This is a genomic window from Tolypothrix bouteillei VB521301 (assembly GCF_000760695.4).
In the GTDB taxonomy this organism is placed as follows: Bacteria; Cyanobacteriota; Cyanobacteriia; order Cyanobacteriales; family Nostocaceae; genus Scytonema; species Scytonema bouteillei_A.
On the sequence record NZ_JHEG04000001.1, the window covers coordinates 1,361,409 to 1,382,849 of the forward strand.

Here is a 21,441-nt window from a genome sequence, read left to right on the forward strand (position 1 = left end):
ACTAAATACATTCTCATAGTTTGCTCTGCGGAGCATTTGGAGGTCCTAAAATGGTTCACACATACGAAGTATTAGTCGATACTAGAGAATGTCTTGACCAATTACACAGTACCTTTCAAAGCGAGACAACACGTTACGAAATAGACGCTGAATCAAAATTCAAAGCTAATGCTATGGCACGCATTCAGGCTAGAAGCGAGCGTCCACAGTGTACTGAATATGATGTTAGGGTAACAAGGCTTTTAAAATAAAGCAAATAAAATTTTTAATGTGTTGTAAAACTCCGTCTGTATTTTAAAGCTTCAGGCGGAGTTGCTATATGGATGGTTAGTGGTTCTTAGGGGCGCAAGGCATTGCGCCGCCGTACAGTGGGTAGTGGGTCATTCAACATCCACGCATCCAAAATCTACAGTGCTTCTGGTGGGGCAATATCGGAACCAACTGCGATTCCTGCCGTGCTAGACTGTAACCCGGGTTTGGAAGTTGGTTTTTCGTCTCTCAAGGACTGCTTGACAGAAGAGGATGCAGGTACTTCGCCTGTATCCATGCTGGCGTTTGCATTCGCTTGCTGAGACATGATTGACAATCCTCCCAAGGAACCAGCAACAAGGGCTGCATAGCCTACATAAAGATGCACTGGTTTAATCCCAAATCCTAAGTTACTGGATTGAAGTTGAGATTGATAAGACGTTGGTAACACTAATTTTGTGGGTTCTGGAACAGGTAAAGAAGCAGCTAAACTTGCTCCATCTAGTCCCAAGGCATTACCCATAACACGAATAAAGCCACGAACATAGACATCTTCTGCCAATGCGTCCCAGTTACCTTCTTCTATTGCAGCCATTTGATAGATAGGTACGTGAGTGTAAACGTGAAGCTGGTTCAGAGAAAGACCTTGCAACTCTCTTACTTGCCGCAGTTTTTGACCAACTTGACGCAGGCTTTCTATACGTTGTTGGGCTTTTTGTTCGGCTAGTTCAGCTTTTGTTGGCTTTTTGTTTCCAAACCATCTGTTTTGTTTTTTCTTGGCTGGCTGGTTTTCTAAGGTTTGCACAACTTCTGGTTTTGAGGGGAAATCATTTTGAATGTTTGTTTCAACACTCTCTTTTTCGTGTGCTCTAACATCCGTTAAGCAAGGTGTGAAATCAACAACCTCTGCTTCTTCAGAAAGAGTCGCTACAATTTCTATATTATTGTTGTCTGTTTGATAGTTGTTTTCTGGTTGGTTATTTTCGTCTTCTACCTTTTGCGCGTGTTGCACAAATTGGCGAAAAGCTAAACCAATTGCTTCTCTACCTATGGATTGAAAGAGTGCTTGTGCTTGTTCGGCTGATGAACCTAGCAACTGTTGCATCATAGCGAGAGCACGACGATAAACTTTACTTTGATGTAATTCGGTTTCTATTCCGTCTAAGAGCGATCGCAATTCATCCTGAGAAATTTCTATAGCTGGATGACCGGGAGATTGTAATAAGTACAGGGATGTGGTAGCCATTGTGGGAAGCCTCTTTCGGCAGTTGAGCAATGCGAAGTTTCACTTATGTAATTTCTTCTACGGTTTATTATCATCTCCGGATGGATACGTATCATTTTTCTACCTCTCAGGAAGGATGCAGTCAAAACCACATTTGAAAAGAATAAGACGGTTATTTAAACGTCTTGCAAGGTGAGAGATCGTATTTCTTCTACTTGGTAAAATCAAAGAAAGAATTAATTGTAAAATTACGCAGTAAATTGTTTTTCTTAATACAATCAAGAAAAACACGGAGTATAAAATAGATGTATTGAGGATAAATCTTAGCCCCTAGATTTATCCATGGTGTGTAACTTAATTCAATGACGGAAAAATTAAATTTTTAAGACTTTATCCTTTAGCCTTCATCCTTCATGACAACCCTATTCCAATACGAATTGCGAGCTACTGCGATCCTGCACGTGTTTGACAAAAGACTGCACTGCTTCACAATAAACAGAAGGAGCAACCTCTGCTACATCGTTATGTTCTGCTCCTGGAATGAGAACTAAGTCCTTTGGTGCGGGAGCAGCTTCATACAGGGTCTTGCTCATAAAGGCGGGAACGACCTCATCAGCAGTGCCGTGAATAAATAAAACTGGTATTTTTAAATTTGGCACTTTCACGATGGAATCAAACCGCTGTTTTAGAATTAAATTGACTGGCAGCATCCAAAAATTGTTCCGATGTGCGATCATCTGGCGAATGGAGGTAAAAGAACCTTCTACAATCAAGCCTGCGGCTTCTGGGTGCTTAACAGCTAGATCGATCGCTACAGCACCTCCCAAGGAATGACCGTACAGAAAAATTTTGTTGGGTGAGATTTTGCGCTGACTGACTAAGTACTCCCAAGCTGTGGCTGCATCTTGATAAATCCGTAACTCGCTCGGAAAGCTTCCTTCACTGCAACCGTATCCGCGATAGTCGAACAGGAAGACCGAAAACCCAAGTTGGTGAAACCGATGTGCGCGAACAACGTTGGCTCCAATGTTGATACTATTGCCATGAAAATACAGCAGCACTTTACTGTCAGGTTGGCTAGAAGGTAGCCACCAACCATGGACGCGTTGCACTTTGCCAGAAGAAACGCTGACAGGTAACCAGACTTCTTCATAATTGAGATTGAAAAACTCTGGTGTTGTTTCAACGATCGAAGAGGGAAAAAAGATAAACCGAGATTGCCGTAGAAAAAGTAATATGCAGACAGCACAGTAAGCTATAACTATAGCAAAGAGCGTAAATACGAACAGCAATTGTATTGGTTGTTGCAGCTTATTTATTATCATGGAAGTATTTATAAAAACAATATGACTCGTCAAACTCAATAGCTTTATCTCAATAAAATTATGAATACGTTATGAAAAAATGATTTATTATAATATTAGTAAATAGTACAAATTTCTATCACTCTTTCAGTGGATTGGTTAATTAATGCTTTAAGATTAGCAAATAAAGAGGAGAAGACGGTGAAGCTGTCAAGCAAGGCTCAAGAGGAGCAACTCATGGAAGTGGTTGCACATCTACGGCAGGTAAGAGAGGAAAGAGCAATACGTATAGACGAACTAGCAGCTTATACGCGAATTCGCCCTGTTTTTTTACAAGCCTTAGAAGAGGGAAGATTTGAAGAACTACCCGAGCCTGTCTACGTTCAAGGGTTTGTTCGCCATTATGGTGATGCTATAGGATTGGATGGAACAGCCATAGCACAAGACTTTGCGAGTATTTGCTCTCCTCCTCCAGAAGCCAGCCAAGACGATCGAGAGTTAGATAAAAAACCAAATATATACATACCCCTAGCAGTACCATATATTTTGCTATTAGTAGCTGCCTCATTAGGACTTTTTTATATACTTAATCCTCCACGTCCATCTGCTGAATCTGTCAGCCAAAAGAAAATTTCTCAAGTTACCTCAAACAAGACAACAGCCTCAAAAGTAGTCTCAGATCCATCTCCCAAAGTATTCCCAGTCGCTCAGCAAACACCTTCTCCCAACCCAACATCAAGGGTATCGATCGCTCCAACTTCTAGAACATCACAAACGGGCGCAAAACCTACAACTAACGTTAGCCCAACACCAACAGCGACTCCAAATGCTGCGATCGCCCCTACTCCCACAATCTCCCCTTCAGTAGGAGCCACCTCACCTGTAGAAGTTTCTATCGAACTTCAAGACGAGTCTTGGTTGCGAGTCCAAGTAGATGGCAAAACAGAATTTGAGGGAACCTTAAGCAAGGGAGAACGAAAATCTTGGACAGCACAAAAAGAGTTAGTCATTCGTTCTGGCAATGCTGGCGCAGTGATGGTTTCTACAAACAATCAACAGCCAACACCATTAGGAAGTTTGGGCAGTGTAAAGCAAGTAAAGTATACCTCAGAAGTTGTTAATGGTCAATAGTTAGTGGTTGGTTGTTTAGTTGTTGCTTTAAACCACTAACCACTAACCACTTACTAAATTTTTGGTTTCTGCTGATGCCAAGTGGTTGACTGCTCGTAAGCATGGGCAACTTGAAAGAGCCGATCTTCTCCCAGCACGTTTCCAATCAATTGCAAACCAATTGGTAATCCATGAGTGTCAAAACCACAGGGAACACTGATCCCTGGTAAACCTGCAAGATTGACAGGAATAGTCATCAAGTCAACCAAGTACATACTTAAGGGATCGGCAGTTTTTTCTCCTGCTTTAAACGCAGTCGTGGGTGCTGTAGGACAAACCAACACGTCTACTTTTTCAAAAGCTTTTTCAAAATCTTGTTTGATGAGAGTGCGAACTTTTTGCGCTTTGAGATAGTAGGCGTCGTAATAACCAGCAGAAAGGGCATAAGTACCAATCATAATCCGGCGTTTCACTTCCGCACCAAACCCAGTTGCACGAGTCCGGGTGTACATTGACAGCAAATTTTCTGCGTCAGCCGCACGGTATCCATACTTCACCCCATCGTAACGAGCTAAGTTTGCTGATGCTTCTGATGGAGCAATAATATAGTAACTCGGTAATCCATCTCGGAATCGAGGACAAGAAATTTCTTGAATTTCTGCTCCCAACGCTTGAAGTTGTTCTAGCGCTTTACGAACGGCTTGTTCAACCTCAGAATCTAATCCTTCACCAAAGGTTTCTTTGATAACACCAATTCTGAGCTTTCCTTTAGGCAGTTCTGGTTTTAGGTTGACAGTGTAATCGGGGATCTCTACTTTTAAACTGGTGGAGTCTTTGGGATCGTATCCCGCGATCGCATTCAATAATATTGCAGCATCTTCTACCGTGCGTCCAAAGGGTCCTATTTGATCTAAAGATGAAGCAAAAGCCACCAGTCCATAACGAGAAACTAACCCATAGGTTGGTTTCATCCCAACAACACCACAGAAGGAAGCGGGTTGTCTGATAGAACCACCCGTATCAGAACCCAGAGACACAACACATTCTTCAGCAGCAACTGCAGCCGCCGAACCCCCTGAAGACCCTCCCGGAACTCGTGACAAATCCCAAGGATTCGCAGTGAGTTTGAAGGCAGAAGTTTCTGTAGAACCGCCCATGGCAAACTCATCTAAATTGGTTTTTCCTACCATAACTGCATCCGCATCTACCAGTTTTTGCGTCACCGTTGACTCGTAGGGCGGAACAAAGTTTTCCAAAATTCGGGAGGCGCAAGTAGTAGGAATACCCTTGGTACACATATTGTCCTTAATACCAATGGGAATTCCAGCAAGAATGCCAATGTTTTCTCCGGCTGCGATTTTAGCATCTACTTTCCGCGCTTGCGAGATCGCAAGTTCTGCAGTCACGCACAAAAAACTGTGCAATTTTGGCTCCACCGCCTGAATGCGGTCTAAAGCCTCTTGAGTAATTTCAACCGCAGAACGTTCTTTTTTTACTAACTGTGTATGCAACTCGCGGATGAATGCCATGATTGCTCCTTTCTCACTCAAGTTCTTGATTTTAATACACGATCGGGCTTTCTGCACACCGAGTTGATTGAGTTGTGCGAGATCGTTCTGCTGGGTGTGATTTCATCTACATTATTATATAGACTTCATTCTCCCGTTCCCAAACTCTGAGCGAGCTGCTACTTAACAGCTTCTAGCTGACAACAGGAGGCGGAGCCTTCACTCAAAGGAATTTCCCGGCTCTGCTTGGGAACGAGGTAGCAGCTACTCTCTACTCCCTTTATAAAAATATGGTTAAAATTCTTACACGTAAATCTATAGGTAAACAAACTGTATACGACATTGGGGTTGAACGCGACCATAATTTTGTTATCAAAAATGGTTCAGTCGCATCCAACTGTTTCAATAAATCTCACTCAACAGCATACGGTTATGTGACATATCAAACTGCATACCTGAAAGCCAATTATCCTTTGGAATATATGGCAGCACTGTTAACAGCTAACAGTGATGATACAGATAAAGTGCAGAAATATATCGCCACTTGCATGAGTATGGGGATTCAAATAGAACCCCCAGATATCAATCGTTCGGGTGTAGATTTTACCCCTTCAGGAGGAAAGATTTTATTTGGATTGTCAGCTGTTCGCAATGTGGGACAAAACGCAATAGCGTGTATTTTGGAAGCAAGAGAAAAGGAAGGCGAGTTTAAATCTTTAGCTAATTTTTGCGATCGCGTCGATTTGCGTGCTGTTAACCGACGTACCTTAGAAGCGCTGATTTCTTGTGGAGCTTTTGACAAAATGGACTCCAACCGCAACCAGCTAGTTCACGATCTTGAACTTATTTATGATTGGGCGCAATCCCGTGCTAGAGATAGAGCAAGCGGACAGGGAAATCTTTTCGATTTATTAGGGAGTGGATTTTCTACCACAAGTACCAACAAAATTCCCAACGGTTTTGAATCAGCACCCAAAGCAAAACCCGTTCTTGATTTTCCCCCTCAAGAAAAATTGCGGATGGAAAAAGAACTTTTAGGTTTTTATGTATCAGACCATCCTTTAAAAGCTGTACGTCAAGCAGCCAGAGTTTTATCTCCAATTAACCTTTCACAACTTGGAGAACAAAAAGAAGACTCTACAATTACCGCTATTGTCATGCTTAATGGCGTGAAAAAAGTCATGACAAAAAAAGGCGACCCAATGGCAATTTTGCAGATAGAAGATTTAACAGCACAGTCAGAAGCTGTAGTATTTCCTAAGATTTACGAAAAAATTAATTCATTACTGGCAGTCGATGTTAGATTAATTATCTGGGGAAAATTAGACCGACGAGACGATCAAGCTCAATTGATTGTAGAAGATGCTGAACCAGTGGAAACAGTACAGATGGTGATGGTAGAATTATCACCTTTCCAAGCAACAAGTATTGAGGAGCAAGATCGCCTGAGAGGCATTTTGATAAATGCACAACTAGGGGACAAAGAAAAATCAAAAGTCCCAGTCGTCGGAATTATACAAAGTGAAAATTCTCGTTATTATGTACGTCTGGGGCGTCAATTTTGGGTACAAGATTCTAGAATTGCCGTTCATTCTCTTCAAAATGCTCGATTTACTGCTTACGTACAGAATTTACAGCAAGCAGATAAGTAAGCCTAAGTCAGTAAATTAACGGAGGTTTTATAGAAGCTTATTAGTTTTTTTCATTACTTCTGCGGATGATGCTTTCCTAAAAATAATGGTATATTTTTATGCCAGGGAGGGTATGTGTAGAAGGAGGAAGGAGCTAAGGTTAGATGACCGCAGATGAAATTCACAAATTTGTTTTATATTGCAAAAAAATTCAACCTCAGCCTCAAGAAGATATCAAACGATTTTTTGAGGGTGTTGTCGGATTTCCATATGATAAAGAACTTTTACTACAAGCCTATTTGTTTTTAAATATTCAACAGATATTTCCTTTATGTTCTGAATTGTTATTATTTGAAAAATCACCAATTGCAGATTATACAGATTTAGGAAAATGTGATTTTGTTTATCTTACATCATCCGAAAAAATCTTTATAATTGAAACTAAATTTATTGACACTGCTGCAACAGGAGCAACAGAAAGAAAAAGAAGAAACAAGCATAGAAATAAAGTTTTTGAGCAGGTTATAACTTTAAAAAGTAGATTTAGCGAATATTGGAATATTAATCTAGAGCAATTAGAGTGCGGCGTTTTTACAACAGATCCAGAGGTGGCTTGGCGGGGTAACGGTGTGAACGTTATGACCAAGGCAGTGTCTATAGATAAACTTGAGTATTGGCGGCTTAGCTATAAAAAAAATTTATTAATAGAAAATGTACGAGCTTCTCATCGGTATTGATAGTACATTTATGCTATAAGCAGCCCTTTTGCAAGCTAAAGAATAAAATTATAAGGTATTTCATTTTCTCTTGTCGCTCCAGGAAGAGAGCGGGGGAGGGTTTGCCTTATTTTCTCAAAGTCTTAGAATGTGCAAGTTGTCTGCGCCACAGGTTAGTGGCTCGGCGTAGAAACCTTAAGTGGTAAATTTTTGGTAATAACCCACAGTTTAAGTTGTAGCAGTTATGCTGAGTTAAGTAGCAGATGACAACTCAGTCTTGCATCTCTACTAGAGATTGCCAACGCATGAAAAAGTGATGTGGCAACTAACAGATCTAAAAAGAAGGTGTTGAAGTGAAAACACTTTTAGTGATTGCCATTGGTTTTTTACCGTCCCTGATCTCCCTGTGGTTGATGCGTAAATCTCAGGCTAGAACACGCTTGCAGTTCACACGAGTCCCTATGGCTTCTTCAAGAAGACGCATAGAGCAAAATAATACATCTGAGCCGAGCGATCGCTACTACTTAGAAGGAGTCGGTTACCTGATTGGTGATATTAGTTGTTGCTATAATGCCCGTTCTGGTTATATCCGTTGTGCTGTAAATCCTGAAGGACCGTGTGAGGGTTGCCGTTACTATCAATCAAATGAATCAGTTGTTGAAAGAGATTATCAATAAATCTTGAACGAACAATGTCATCCATATTGAGGACAAAAGGAAAAGGGTAAAAGTTGCATTTTTCCCTTGCTGTTGACTGCCATCAAAAATTGATAAAAAAAACGTCTGCTGTCAAGTACCTGAAAATACTATTTTGGCTTCGTTACAAAACTAAATATAAATTATAATTTACTCCTATGTGTAGACCCATCTCTAGGGGCTGCATGCTAGTAACATCAAGCTTTTAACCTCTAGGGATGCCTTTTTTCTCCGTAGAGTTTTAATGTGTAAAACTAGACTTCGTTATCTATTGTGCGGATAAGTATAAGATAATTCAATCTTTATACCTAGATTTTCTGCCCCTTATCAGTCAATACTAAGAGAATGTGAAGACCGTTTAACCTACATACAAAAAATATTTGGTATGTATGCATTCTCCTATTTGGTCGGAAAACTACTGTTATGGCTACGTAGCTTTGCAGTGGTTGGATTTATTGGTCTGGTCATGAGTTGGTCACTTCCAGCGCAAGCAGCCCGCATAAATCCACAACTCGAACAACAAGTGTTGCAAATCCTCCGCGAGCACCCAGAAGCGATTGTCGAGTCAGTACAAGCATACCAACAAAAACAGCGCTCTCAAATCCAGCAAGCACAGCAAACCTTTGTGCAACAAATGAAAACCGATCCCTTATCGGTTATTGGTCAATCTCCCACCACGGGATCTAAAGATTTAAAAATTTTGTTGGTTGAATTTTCTGATTTTGAATGCCCGTACTGTGCTCAAGCATACAAAACTTTGAAGAAGTTTATGGTAGAGCACCAGGATGAAGTCACCCTTGTATACAAACATTTCCCTCTCACAAACATTCATCCTCAAGCTGTACCAGCTGCAACAGCCGCCTGGGCTGCACAGCAACAAGGCAAATTCTGGGAGTATCAGGATGCTCTGTTTACCAATCAAAAGCAACTAGGCGAACAATTCTACTTAGATACTGCAAACAAGCTCAATCTCGATCTGGACAAATTTAAAAGCGATCGCGTTCTCGCCACTGCTGCTATTGAAAAAGATAGTCAGCTTGCCCAGACTTTGGGGCTTTCCGGTACTCCCTTCTTCATCATGAATGGAGAGGTTTTATCTGGTGCCATACAGCTTGGTGAAATAGAAGCTCTATTAACTCGCGTTCGCAAAAGCTGAGTAGATTATCGTATAATATTTCGTGCTCTTATATACATAGAGTATTTTCTGGAACATTCAGTATTCACCCATAAACCTTATTTTAAGTGGGTTCACTGTTTACGGTGTGTTGTTACAAAGGTTACAAAGGTTGCAGGTTGCAAGTTTTGTTAAAGTGCTCTACTAACCAAATCTTATTTACTTGAGCAAAACATGGTGCATCCATTCAACCCAATTAACTCGTAGAACAGTAGTCGTGAGGTAATTAATGCGTCGCAATAGTTTAGGTGTGTTTTTCCCTATTGCCCTGATAGCTAGCTGCGGGTTTCCATTCATTACGTTCGATCCATCAGTAGCTAAGCCAAAAAACTTAAATTCCACAGTTATTAGAGAAGATAATTCTGTTGTTGCAGCACGTTCCGGTTATTTATCAACATTGGAACAGCAGGTTGTCGCCGAAATGAACAGAGTGCGGATGAATCCGCAAGCCTATATTCCCATCATGGAAAGCTACAGACAGCGTTTTCAAGGGAAAAAAGTCAAACTTTCCGATCGCGTTATCTTGCTAACTCAGGAAGGAGCACCAGCCGTTGATGAAGCTTTGGCTTTTTTAAGAACGGCTCGTCCATTGAACCCTCTGACAATATCTAAAGGTATGTCTTTAGGCGCAAGAGACCACGTTCAAGATTCAGGACCAAAAGGTCATACAGGTCACAAGGGAACGGATGGTAGCAATCCATCACTTCGGATAAATCGCTATGGTAACTGGATCTCTACCGCAGGAGAAAATATCAGTTACGGTCCCAACACGGCTACGGACATTGTTATGCAGCTCATCATTGACGATGGAGTTCCAGATCGCGGTCATAGAAAAAACCTCTTTAATCCCAACTTTAGCGTCGCTGGTGTTGCTTATGGAACACATACTAAATACAGAACCATGTGCGTGATCACTTACGCTGGTGGATACAAAGAAAAATAAATTGAGAAATTCGTAATTCATAATTCGTAATTCGTAATTATTAAGTTAGTCATGTGAATTACGAATTATTTTGCTTGTTATGCGTTGGACGCCGCTCTGGATACTAACACCGATTGCCCTGTTTGCTACATCCTGTGATTTCCTGTCTCAATACGAACCTGAGGAACCTAAAATTCCTCAAGAGGATTCTAATTCACGTCCTGGGAGTCTTTCGCGTCTCGAACAACAAGTGATTGTGGAGATGAATAAAGCGAGAACCAATCCCACTGCTTATGCTGCTGTGTTAGAAAATTACAGACAGCGTTTTGAAGGCGATCGCGTCAGGCTTTCGAGTCGTGTTTACTTGCAAACACAAGAAGGGGTAAAACCAGTCGATGAAGCCATTGCCTTTCTCAAATCAGTTCGTCCTGTAGGGTCTCTTCGCATATCCAAAGGAATGTCATTAGCTGCAAGAGATCATGTCAAAGACCAAGGAGCGTTAGGGATCGTTGGTCATAAAGGCAGTGACAAGAGCGATCCCTTTACTCGCCTCAATCGTTATGGAAAATGGCAATTAACTGCGGGGGAAAATATTAGCTACGGCTCCCATACAGCACAAGACATTGTGATGCAGTTAATTATCGATGATGGAGTCCCCGATCGAGGTCATAGAATTAATATGTTTAACCCTGCTTTTAAGGTCGCAGGTGTTGCCTTTGGAATTCACTCTTTTTACAGGCAAATGTGTGTCATTACTTATGCGGGTGGATATAAAGAGTTTAAGGGCTAATGGCTAATGGCTCATGGCTAATGGTGAGACCAGCTTGCAGGGCGAGGTTTTCCCGCGCCCTGGCGACTGGCGAACAAGGGAGGGCTAATGGCTAATGGTTAATGGCTCATGGTAGTTCTTACAATTAGCAATTAGCAATTAGCAATTAGCCATTAGCAATGTACAAATCTTTAAACGCTGCAAACCTTAACGTATATATTCAGGGTGAAGGGTTTCCGATCCTTTGCTTGCACGGTCATCCCGGTTCTGGTTCGAGTCTTTCTGTGTTTAGCGATCGCTTATCAAAGCGGTTTCAAACTTTTGCTCCTGACTTACGCGGTTATGGGAGAAGTCGCTACACGCAAAATTTTGTTATGCACGACCATTTGCTGGATCTCGAAAATCTACTAGACCGCTATCAAATTAAAAAGTGTTTGATCCTAGGGTGGTCTTTAGGTGGTATTTTAGCAATGGAATTGGCGTTACGCTTACCCGAACGGGTCACAGGGCTGATACTGATAGCAACAGCAGCTAAGCCGAGAAGCAATCATCCTCCCGTTACTTTGCAGGAAAATCTTTATACTGGTATTGCCGCACTGCTAAGTTGTATAAAACATGACTGGATGTGGAATATTGATACTTTTGGTAAGCGATCGCTCTTTAAGTATCTTATTAGGCAACATACGCCCACCGCATACGGTTATATAGCAAAACACGCAGTACCTGCTTATTTACAAACTTCATCTGCTGCGACTCGCGCCTTGTTTACTGCCATTAAAAGCGGTTACGACCGACTAACAGACTTGGAGCAAATCAACTGTCCGAGTTTAGTGCTTGCTGGTGCTCAAGACTGTCATATTACAGCTAATTCCAGTTTGGAAACATTTCAGTTTCTCAAAAATTCCCAATGGCTGTGTTATTCCGATACAGCGCATCTGTTTCCTTGGGAAATTCCCAACCAAGTTTTGAACGACATCGAACTTTGGCTAGAACAACATCCGCAGGTAACAGCTAATGGCTAATGGCTAATGGCACAATTAGCAATTAGCTATTAGCTATTAGCTATTAGCTCTTAGCCTCTTACATTTGACCGCTAAAGATCGGCTGGACTTTGCGGTCAATCCGTTCCCCCAAGTCATCTGCGATTGTCAAAGCGGCTGGCTTACAACGTTTAACATTGATAGCGATTCCCTGAGCACCTTCTTGCTCCAAATCTTCTACATAACCTTTGATTGCGGTTTTCGCTTCAGTAGAACTTAGAAATGGCCCAAAATAGTAAGTGCAACGAGGGTTTTGTGTCACTACTTCGACCCACCAAGCCAAACCAAATCCTTGAAATACGTTAATCAGCGCTTCCTTAAAGTTTTGCCAAATAGTCTTCATGGTTTTCTCTGATTTTTAATTTGTTACAGGGTTTAAATGAAATGGGTACAACGGAAGATTGTTCTTTTTACATTTCTTTATACTCTGTTTACTCTTCTTTTTTCAAAGAAATTTTTCTAAAATTATCGTTTCTTGACGGTTGATTGATAACTGCTGTGTATATTTTGCTCGGCAGTTAGCACCCAAACCGTTTTATCCCCTGTTAACTGTTAGCGCTTCCACGACCATTGAACCTTCCCTTGACTAGGGATGCTTCTCCTGGTGTGAATTTTAATTTATCGAAGTGCAGTGTATTCACCCAACGTTGGCGGTATATTTCATATAGCGCCATACCTGCTGCTACTGAGGCATTGAGACTGGGAGTTTTACCTTGTAGGGGTATTGACACTAAAAAATCGCAGCAGCGTTGTGTCAAAATACCTAAACCCTCGCCTTCAGAGCCAACGACTAATACTGTAGGACCGCTAAAGTTAACTGTATGTATGGGTTCGCTTGCATTTGCCGCAGTTCCGTAGATCCAAAAGCCAGCTGCTTTTAATTCTTCTAAAGCGCGATGCAAATTAACGACTCTTGCTACGGGAAAATTTTCTAAAGCACCTGCAGCAACTTTCATCACTGTTGAAGTAATTCCAACTGCCCTGCGTTGCGGGATTAATAACCCTTGCGCTCCAAGTGCTTCTGCAGAGCGAATAATAGACCCTAAATTGTGGGGATCTTCAATTCCGTCAGCCGCGACAATCACGGGATCGCTAACAGACTTAGCCCGTTCAATCAAATCACTTAAACTGAGATATGCATGGGGAGCAATCTGTGCTGCGACTCCCTGATGGTTGGCTGAAGAAGTGATTTGATCTAAGCGCTTTGGTTCTACTTCGTCAATAATAGTACCGTTTTCCTTTGCTCGTAGAATAAGCGAATGAAAGCGGTGGTCGTAGCGCAAGCGAGATACAATCCAAAGGCGGTTGAGATTTCGCTCGCTTTCCAAAGCACTTAAAACTGAATGACGACCGTATATAAGATCTACGTCTTCTTGGTCTCCAATAGGTGCGATGAACTCTGAGACATCACGATTTTGTCTCTTAAGTGTGTTGGGTATAACTTTAGCGCCGGACTGAGTCGTATTGGGAATAACTTTGGCTCCGGGCTTACTGGAAGGGCGTCTTGATATAACACGCTTTCCCTTCTTTACCGGGGATATTTTGCCATTGATTTCACTAGAATTTTTGGTTGGTCTTGGTTTATTTATCATGGTAGAAATAAGTGCTAGCGCGTACAAATGGGCATATTTATTTACATCAAATGACCGAACTTACTCTATCAGTTTTCTGTCATCAGATTAATTTCTCATCATTTTTCCAGTTGAAGTTTTTGTAACAGTTCGGCTAAGCGCTGGAAATCGCTAAGATACAGATAGCCAATTAAGGTTTCTAAACTACTTGCCTGTTGGTATGTTTCGGGATGGATCCTTTTGGGACGCCCTGTAGCAGCATTACGACCTTTGCGGACAATTTCTAACTCACTACTCCTCAGATGAGGATAGAGAGATCGCAACATCTCAGCCTGCGTTTCTGCCCTGACCTGTGACACCACTAAACGATGATATGCCTCTGGTCGTTGTGGTGGTAACAGATAAAACATTCTAATATACAGTTCGTAAACTGCATCTCCCAAATAGGCTAAGGCAGTAGGAGAAACTTGTCGCAGTTGTGTCTGTGAAAAGTCTTGGCATAATCGCGTTCTGGATTCTCCCAACATTTGACACCAATCAGTACCCTTATTGGGAACTGAACTGGGTTCATCGTGTAGATCTTCCTCCTGTGACGTCACAAGCCCTCTTTTCCTCACAACCTATTTTTGGGAAGCTTCCTTCGAGTTATTCAGCTTAATCTGCCCTTTCTATTGCCATGCAGCTTTACTCAAGCATAATGAATGCTGAAAAATCAACTCACTAATTGTAACTTTTTTTTCAATTTTTGGTTGCCATTTTGTGCATGAGGTCTATCTTGAAACCATCCAAGTCTGCATCTTGGGATCGCACACTAATACCAACTTTAAAAAAGAATGCTATAGATAGTCAGGTGAGGTTAAGTCCATTAAGGCTTTCTCAATCCAAAATCTAAATTGGTATAACATACTTTTACGGCTGAAGTATCAAGCATTATATGATACTAAACCTTCATCATTACAATATAGCACATTATAACGCGAACCAAGTGCTATCTAGAGAAATTTTTACATATTTTTTGGATTTTTTGGCTAAAAACTTAACAATTCTGACACAAATTCTTAACTTCCGCCAATTTACACGGGCAGTTCCTCGCTCTGGATTACAGAGTCACAGCAACTGCCCGTCTCTCCACCAACTAAGGTATAGCGAGAGGCTGTTTGGCGAATCTAGTTCTCTTTACACCTTGCAGCAGGAGCCAACAGTCTTCTAGCCTTGGGTGTGGCGTAGTGCAAGATGTAAATTCACCTTAAACTGTGTCCGAGCGTCAAGATTGTTTCACGTTCTCTAGAGCCGCATCTACTGATGATTGCAGGGCTAGAAACTTCTCCAGGCGAACGAGCTTGACTGTTTGGGTGACACGGGCATTCGTGACAATTTGCAAGGTACCTTCAGAACCTTGAGCCTGCTTAGCTAACTGTACCAAAGCACCCAATCCAGAACTGTCAACAAAATCAATTTGAGACAAATCCAGAATAATGTGCTTTGGTCCTTCTTCTATCTTGCTACCAAGCACCTTGCGAAACGTCGGTTCGGAAAAGGCGTCTAACAAACCTGTGAGGCGGAATAGCTGACAGTTATCTCGAACTTCACGAGTGCCTCTCAGGCTTACGGTTAGATTAAGTGGCTCAGCAATAATTCCCTCCTCATAAATTATGGTGAACGCTCCAGTATAGATGGTTTTAGTATATGCTGTCTACGACCAATTGGCATAAAGGAAGTGGGGATTCCCTCAACGAGACGATCGCATTTGTTGTACAAATTGCTCAAACAAATAATCGGCATCGTGAGGACCGGGGCTGGCTTCTGGATGGTACTGTACTGAAAATACAGGCAGAGATTTATGACGGACGCCAGCGACGGTGCGATCGTTGAGGTTAAGATGACTCACTTCTACAACAGCTTCTGGTAAAGAATCTGGATCGATCGCAAAACTGTGATTTTGGCTGGTAATTTCCACTCGTTGTTGCAATCCTGCTGGTTGATTCAAGCCCCTGTGACCAAATTTCAGCTTAAAAGTCTCAGCTCCGAGGGCGCGACCAATAATTTGGTGTCCCAAGCAGATCCCAAACATGGGTTTTTGCACTCCAAGCAGTGCTTTTGTGGTTTCAATACCTTCGCTGACAGCGGCTGGATCTCCCGGACCGTTGGAAAGAAAGATTCCATCCGGGTTGTATTTCAGGATTTCCTCAGGCGGGGTATTGGCTGGAACTACGATGACCCGACAGCCATAACTGGCTAATCGACGTAAGATGTTGCGTTTCACACCAAAGTCAAGAGCAACAACGGTGAAACTCTCTCCATCGTTGACTTTGGATGCAGCACTGTATTCCCAAACAGGGTTTGTCGGTTCCGACCACTCATATATATCTGATGTGGTGACTTCTCGAACAAGATTCAACCCTTTCATGCTGGGCGCTGCTTGTACCTGTTCTAGCAGTTCTGCCTCATCAAGAATTTCAGTCGAAATCCCACCGTTCATGGCTCCAACCATGCGGATTTTGCGAGTCAACGCCCGCGTATCAATTCCATAAATACCGGGGATTTCATGCTGTTTGAGGTAATCGGGTAAAGATTGTGTTGAGCGCCAGTTACTTGGACGGTTACAAATATTGCGTGCGATCGCACCCCGCACCTGGGGTCTATCTGATTCCTCATCCTCTGGATTAACGCCAGTGTTTCCCAATTCCGGGTAAGTAAACACGACTATCTGACCGCAGTAACTGGGATCGGTCAGCACTTCTTGATATCCTGTCATGCCAGTGTTAAACACCACTTCGCCAATTGTGGTTTGGGTAGCACCAAATGACCAACCACGATAGGTTGTTCCATCTGCCAAAACAAGAATAGCGGGTATTGCGTCAGATAGGGGCATAGCCGATTAAAGTAAAGGGGATTGGGGAACTTGGGGTCCCCTCTGGGGATAAGGGGCAATGGGGATTGGAGATTGGGTATGTGAAACTTTTCTAAATCTCCAGTCCCCAATCCCCAGTCCCCTGCCTCTCAAGACTGCGATGGACTATTATGCCATAAATTATTGATTTCGTCACGAAAGAGTTATGTTAATAAAAACTTAAGAAATTAAAACACAAAATCTTTAAACACAAATTAGGAGTGATAGTAGATTTATAGGAGACCAGACGGGTAAAATTTTATTAATTATGCTTCAGCCCATTTTATCCCGTGCAGCGTTAATTGTTGTCTCATCAACACTGGCGGTTGTAGCAGTTAGTTGTCAACAAGGGCAACAGGCTGCTACCAAGATAAGTAAAGATGAGCACCAACTGCCTACTGAAAAAAAGGTTGCCCCGCCAACTGCCACAACGGTAGAAAAGCCAAATATCCCGCAACTAAACCCAGTCAGGCAACAACCGTCTGAAATTGAATTGAGTTATTTTGAGCAAGGATTGGACAAAGCAGTTGGTGCTCTAAGCATCAGCCAGTCTGCTCAATCCTCAGAAGATTGGAAGCTAGTAGCAACGGAGCTGCGAGAGGCGATCGCGCTGATGAAAAAAGTGCCAGTTGATAGCCCTTATTTCAATAGCGCCCAAGCAAGAGTACTGGATTACCAACGCCAGCTAAAATATGCCGTACAGCGAGCAACACGTCCTGTGACTCCACCAGTTCTAATACCCACACCACCAGATACAGTGGTCGGTCTGGCTCCAACTATCCCTGCTGCACAACAACAAAATCTCAATCAAAAAACTGCTGTTTTGATACCAAAAAAACCGTCTCTACCCCTATCAAGGCGAAATGTAGTGTCGGTCAAACAAAAACAAGCGTATGCAATTCCGATTGCAGTTCCAAAACCCAACGAACCCCCAGTATATAGCGCTCCCATCAAGAGAAGATTGGGCGGTACGCCAATTATTGAAGTGACTTTCAACGGGCTTCAGAGTTTTGAGATGATTCTTGATACCGGAGCAAGCGGGACAGTCATTACTCAGAAAATGGCACTTGCTTTGGGCGTCGTTCCAGTGACAAAAGCCAAAGCAAACACTGCTAGTTCTAAAGCAGTTGAATTTCCCGTCGGTTATGTGGATTCAATGGAAGTTGGTGGGGTAAAAACACGCCAACTTCCAGTCGCGATCGCAGGTGCAGAATTGGAGACTGGGCTCCTAGGACACGACTTTTTTGGCAATTACGATATTACCATCAAACGCAACACCGTAGAATTTCGTCCGCAATTTCACCCCCACGCCAACTCTCAGGAAGAACCTGAGGTAAGAGTTCCGTCTTTGTCTCAAGAACCTCAAGTCAGAGAACCCCAACCTATAGAAGTTCCTGCACCAAATTGAGATTTTGAGTTTTTCACAAAGAAGAAAATTGAATTAACGAGTCCAACTCTTGCTGCATTTGACTCCGAACCATCTCGTAACACGTATTAACATACTCGCTGTCGCGAGCCGATTGTTTTCCATAACGCTCAAAAACAATCGGGGGACAAACGCGAGTGCGAATAGTTACAGGGATTGGGATATGAGGTAAAGGACCAAAAGCAACACCCCAAGGTAAGCCCAAATAAATAGGAAAAATTTCAGGATCGATCCCTAAAATCCAAGGCATTCCCCATTTGTGGAGTTGCTGTGCAATATCATAGCAATTAGCCAGCACCAGAAACGTGTCGTGAGACCCAGTAGAAATGACAGGTACTATGGGGACATTTTTCTGTAATGCTAATTTAATAAACCCCTTGCGTCCAGCCAAGTTAATTTTGTTACGCAAATAAAAGGGTCGGAAAACATCTTGAACTCCACCCGGATACACCAGTACACTGGCTCCCGAATCCAAAGCCGCAACTGCCATTTTTGGATGAGCCACTACAGCACCAACTTTTGCAGCCATCACTGACAGTAGGGGAGACGCCAGCCATACCTTAGGATGTAATAAACCGTACACGGGTTTTTCCACACCAAACCTTTGGAACCAGTCATACATCACCATAAACATATCAGGTGCTGCAAATCCCCCACTATGAGAACCCACAAATAAGACCTTTTCTTGAGTGGGTATGTGGTGCCAACCACTCGTTTCTACTCGAAAATAATACTCATACAGCCATTTCCATATAGGCATAAAAAGTTGAATAAATTTTGGATCTCGTCGATCCAAAGACCATCCAAGCTTTGTTGTTGATTTGTTTTCCTTCAGTACATCAAATATATCTTTGCTAGCGCGGCGAACTTCTTCAAGCATGGAAACGGACTATACCACTATAATATTCCTTCTAAATATTGCACTTTTTCTCATTTCAGACCATAGACAAAGTTTAAAATAAACCAGACATCCTGGCTCCCAACCATACAAGAAAAAGCTAAAGATTTTTTATTTTGAAAGTTCCCAAGCCAATTTTATTGAGGGAAATGCACGCGAAACTAGTAGTACTTTTAATATCTATCCTTAAGTTTTTTTTGATAGTACATCACGCTCCTAATATCCTCTGGAAGCAATCCTAACTCTTTCGCGATCGCTGCTTCCACTTGGCTTGCTTCTGTAACTGGAAACACAAACGTCAAACCTTTCACGGCTTTGTAAGCTGTCTTGACTTCAACCCTAGAAATACCTCTCTGTTTGTCTATTTCTGCCTTAATAAAAAGTCTTAACGTTTGACGTGGCTTGATCGGCTGCATTTCCACCTTTAAATGACTTTCTCCGTGGTCTGGCTGACTCAAGATTCCATCCATCACACACCCTCCTCCTACCCACAAAACAAATCCTAACAGCACTAAGGGTAGCCAAAACTCCAATCCCAGTTTTAGTCCTAGCTTCAAACTTTTGTAGCGATTCATCTAGATTTGTTCCTAAGAATCAGGACGAGTGTTTGCAGTTCTCAGTATAGCAGATGTAGCAAATGAGCAGAAAAAGGCGAAGGGTTTTGATGGTTTAGGTGTCAAAAAGCGCAAGCTCTAAAAATTCCTCCCAAGCGCAGATACTCAAATTCTTTCAAAACCTCTATTGTGCAATTGTAGGTTTCTGTGACATAAACTTGTGGATGCCATATTAGAGCGATCGCACCAACTACAACAAGATATAACTGATTTTGTGTTTGATGCTGAGGATGAACTAGCACAAGCCTTGGAGACCTATGCTGCTGAGAAATCGCGTCGCGGTAGCGGTGACAGTTTCCAAAAGGATTTTGTAATTGACTCATTTATTACAGAAGGAAGAGTGGGAGACTCCTCACCACTAGATCTGTACGTAGAAAGCCAAGCCGATCTCTCAGAAAGCGATCGCAAACTCATTAAAAGTTGGCATCATACATTTATTGGCTTATTTGCCGTCACCAAGATTCTACCTGATGGTTTTGAACTTATGAATTGGTTGACTGCAAAGCATTACACAGTCAAGCCAAACAATACCCAAATCCAAAAAGAACTGTCTCGTGTCAAAGACGGAGAAATTATACTTACCCGCATTTCTCCCGTGACAGACACTTACTGGACGTTTTCCGGACCACAGACACTTATGGGTAAATTGGGTAAACCGAAACTGGCAGTTGCGATAGGTAATTTTAAAGACAATTATCGCAACCAACTCTACGGAGATGCACCCGAGTTACTAGAAGAAGCTTGGTTATCAGTAGAACAATATCACCAACAATTTGTAGACTTTTTTGAAAGAGATGAAGTCACCTTACCGGGGTATCAACTCAACAAGAAGATTGCTGAATTTCAAGAAGTCATGACACAAAAGCGCTTGGAAGCAGCAGGGATTGACCCTTCAAAATCTCTGGAAGAAATCGTACAAGAATCCGGTATTGAACAAGAAGAAATTCAAGCAGTTGCTGAGGAATTAGGCGCTGATTCCAAAACAGTCTCTCAAATGTTTGGGAGTCAAAATAACTCTAGCAAAATGGTAATGCCAAAAGTTGACTTACCAGCTGAACTCAAGAAAGCAGAGCAAGTCACTGCTCTTTCTCATCCCCGATGGGGACAAATGTTTCTCCCAACTTATGCCAAAGTCCAACAAATTCTAGAAACAGAAGATTGGCAAAGTGTAGAAGGTGCTGAAAAACTTATCCGTTTTTATCTTGAAGATAAAAGTATTAACACTTTTATTTGGCATCGCTTAGCCGAACGGTATCCCATACAGTTAGAAAAAGTTGTGCAAACAGTGTTACAACGTCCGGAGTTTCAGCTGCAAGAAAACTTAAACACACTATTGCAAGAATTCAACAAGCCCATAGAACCAGAGTTACCAGATATTGCTAGCGTACCAATACACCTACACAACCTATTTCAAGAAGCTGTGGTGGAAGTTAGTAAATCTAAGCCTAAAGGAAAGGGTCAAAAGCAATCAGCTAAAGGTTTTCAACGCTTGTAATGAAGTCGATCTTATTTTAAGTCTAATTAGGGCTGGCTCGCGAGTACTCCAATCCCCATGACTCCGTTGCTTATTATCAATAACAATGGAGTTTGAGCGAGAAGCTTATTTCTCAAGTCTGCGAATTTTTACAAAATTTTTGTATAAAAACGTACTTTTTCGTGCGTGTACTTATGAGTTTTAGGTTTTTATTATTACCACTTA

Annotated in this window: 21 protein-coding genes; 11 read left to right on the plus strand and 10 right to left on the minus strand. The window is 42.0% G+C overall.

Going from position 1 to position 21,441, the window contains the following annotated elements:
* The first annotated feature begins 50 nt into the window (after positions 1-50).
* Positions 51-251: a hypothetical protein gene (locus HC643_RS05305; protein WP_072040802.1), complete on the plus strand. Its 201-nt coding sequence runs from the start codon at positions 51-53 to the stop codon at positions 249-251.
* A gap of 155 nt (positions 252-406) precedes the next feature.
* On the opposite strand, the gene HC643_RS05310 is transcribed toward HC643_RS05305, so the two are convergent.
* Both HC643_RS05310 and HC643_RS05315 read right to left on the minus strand, forming a co-directional pair.
* Positions 407-1,495, minus strand: coding sequence for a helix-turn-helix domain-containing protein (locus HC643_RS05310; RefSeq protein ID WP_038089027.1), 1,089 nt, complete (start codon positions 1,493-1,495; stop codon positions 407-409).
* A 401-nt stretch (positions 1,496-1,896) separates the two neighbouring features.
* Positions 1,897-2,799: an alpha/beta hydrolase gene (locus HC643_RS05315; protein WP_038089024.1), complete on the minus strand. Its 903-nt coding sequence runs from the start codon at positions 2,797-2,799 to the stop codon at positions 1,897-1,899.
* 180 nt (positions 2,800-2,979) lie between these two features.
* On the opposite strand from HC643_RS05315, the gene HC643_RS05320 reads away from it, so the two are divergent.
* Entirely contained in the window at positions 2,980-3,909 is a 930-nt protein-coding gene (locus HC643_RS05320) for a helix-turn-helix domain-containing protein (RefSeq protein WP_050046462.1), read from the plus strand.
* 53 nt (positions 3,910-3,962) lie between these two features.
* On the opposite strand, the gene gatA is transcribed toward HC643_RS05320, so the two are convergent.
* Positions 3,963-5,417 carry an Asp-tRNA(Asn)/Glu-tRNA(Gln) amidotransferase subunit GatA gene (gatA, locus tag HC643_RS05325; protein ID WP_038089092.1) on the minus strand — a complete coding sequence of 485 codons (1,455 nt, stop codon included), beginning with the start codon at positions 5,415-5,417 and terminating at the stop codon, positions 3,963-3,965.
* A 269-nt stretch (positions 5,418-5,686) separates the two neighbouring features.
* On the opposite strand from gatA, the gene HC643_RS05330 reads away from it, so the two are divergent.
* The 7 genes from HC643_RS05330 (at position 5,687) to HC643_RS05360 (ending at position 12,325) form a co-directional block, all read left to right on the plus strand.
* Positions 5,687-7,048, plus strand: coding sequence for a helix-hairpin-helix domain-containing protein (locus tag HC643_RS05330; protein WP_038089022.1), 1,362 nt, complete (start codon positions 5,687-5,689; stop codon positions 7,046-7,048).
* A 143-nt stretch (positions 7,049-7,191) separates the two neighbouring features.
* Positions 7,192-7,764 carry a hypothetical protein gene (locus HC643_RS05335; protein WP_038089018.1) on the plus strand — a complete coding sequence of 191 codons (573 nt, stop codon included), beginning with the start codon at positions 7,192-7,194 and terminating at the stop codon, positions 7,762-7,764.
* Between the two features lie 392 nt (positions 7,765-8,156).
* Positions 8,157-8,420 carry a DUF6464 family protein gene (locus HC643_RS05340; protein WP_237266060.1) on the plus strand — a complete coding sequence of 88 codons (264 nt, stop codon included), beginning with the start codon at positions 8,157-8,159 and terminating at the stop codon, positions 8,418-8,420.
* 403 nt (positions 8,421-8,823) lie between these two features.
* Positions 8,824-9,594 carry a DsbA family protein gene (locus HC643_RS05345; protein ID WP_038089015.1) on the plus strand — a complete coding sequence of 257 codons (771 nt, stop codon included), beginning with the start codon at positions 8,824-8,826 and terminating at the stop codon, positions 9,592-9,594.
* Positions 9,595-9,841: 247 nt separating this feature from the next.
* Entirely contained in the window at positions 9,842-10,555 is a 714-nt protein-coding gene (locus tag HC643_RS05350) for a CAP domain-containing protein (RefSeq protein ID WP_038089013.1), read from the plus strand.
* Between the two features lie 79 nt (positions 10,556-10,634).
* Complete coding sequence (locus tag HC643_RS05355) at positions 10,635-11,324, plus strand: CAP domain-containing protein (RefSeq protein WP_038089010.1); 690 nt, start codon at positions 10,635-10,637, stop codon at positions 11,322-11,324.
* Positions 11,325-11,482: 158 nt separating this feature from the next.
* The gene (locus tag HC643_RS05360; RefSeq protein ID WP_038089007.1) at positions 11,483-12,325 is read left to right on the plus strand and encodes an alpha/beta fold hydrolase; all 843 of its coding nucleotides are present in this window, start codon (positions 11,483-11,485) and stop codon (positions 12,323-12,325) included.
* A 58-nt stretch (positions 12,326-12,383) separates the two neighbouring features.
* Here the strand turns inward: HC643_RS05360 and HC643_RS05365 are convergent, their stop codons facing one another.
* The 5 genes from HC643_RS05365 to carA all read right to left on the minus strand — a co-directional run bounded on the left by HC643_RS05365 (position 12,384) and on the right by carA (position 16,786).
* The gene (locus tag HC643_RS05365) at positions 12,384-12,686 is read right to left on the minus strand and encodes a DUF1816 domain-containing protein (protein ID WP_038089005.1); all 303 of its coding nucleotides are present in this window, start codon (positions 12,684-12,686) and stop codon (positions 12,384-12,386) included.
* Positions 12,687-12,888: 202 nt separating this feature from the next.
* Entirely contained in the window at positions 12,889-13,935 is a 1,047-nt protein-coding gene (rlmB, locus tag HC643_RS05370) for a 23S rRNA (guanosine(2251)-2'-O)-methyltransferase RlmB (protein ID WP_038089002.1), read from the minus strand.
* 98 nt (positions 13,936-14,033) lie between these two features.
* The gene (locus HC643_RS05375) at positions 14,034-14,513 is read right to left on the minus strand and encodes a Mini-ribonuclease 3 (RefSeq protein ID WP_038088998.1); all 480 of its coding nucleotides are present in this window, start codon (positions 14,511-14,513) and stop codon (positions 14,034-14,036) included.
* 665 nt (positions 14,514-15,178) lie between these two features.
* On the minus strand, positions 15,179-15,565 hold the full coding sequence (locus tag HC643_RS05380) for an STAS domain-containing protein (protein WP_050046399.1): 387 nt from the start codon (positions 15,563-15,565) through the stop codon (positions 15,179-15,181).
* A 78-nt stretch (positions 15,566-15,643) separates the two neighbouring features.
* The gene (gene carA / locus HC643_RS05385) at positions 15,644-16,786 is read right to left on the minus strand and encodes a glutamine-hydrolyzing carbamoyl-phosphate synthase small subunit (protein ID WP_038088991.1); all 1,143 of its coding nucleotides are present in this window, start codon (positions 16,784-16,786) and stop codon (positions 15,644-15,646) included.
* 286 nt (positions 16,787-17,072) lie between these two features.
* Here carA and HC643_RS05390 point away from each other — a divergent pair, with 286 nt between their 5' ends.
* Positions 17,073-18,212, plus strand: a complete 1,140-nt coding sequence (locus HC643_RS05390; protein ID WP_038088988.1) for a retropepsin-like aspartic protease family protein — start codon at positions 17,073-17,075, stop codon at positions 18,210-18,212.
* A gap of 13 nt (positions 18,213-18,225) precedes the next feature.
* Here HC643_RS05390 and HC643_RS05395 read toward each other — a convergent pair whose 3' ends face one another.
* Positions 18,226-19,110 carry a lysophospholipid acyltransferase family protein gene (locus HC643_RS05395; RefSeq protein ID WP_082051819.1) on the minus strand — a complete coding sequence of 295 codons (885 nt, stop codon included), beginning with the start codon at positions 19,108-19,110 and terminating at the stop codon, positions 18,226-18,228.
* A gap of 191 nt (positions 19,111-19,301) precedes the next feature.
* The gene (locus HC643_RS05400) at positions 19,302-19,703 is read right to left on the minus strand and encodes a hypothetical protein (protein ID WP_038088986.1); all 402 of its coding nucleotides are present in this window, start codon (positions 19,701-19,703) and stop codon (positions 19,302-19,304) included.
* A gap of 199 nt (positions 19,704-19,902) precedes the next feature.
* Here HC643_RS05400 and HC643_RS05405 point away from each other — a divergent pair, with 199 nt between their 5' ends.
* A complete protein-coding gene (locus tag HC643_RS05405) occupies positions 19,903-21,237 on the plus strand; it encodes a DUF7986 domain-containing protein (protein ID WP_038088983.1) in 1,335 nt (444 codons plus the stop codon).
* Positions 21,238-21,441 lie beyond the last annotated feature (204 nt).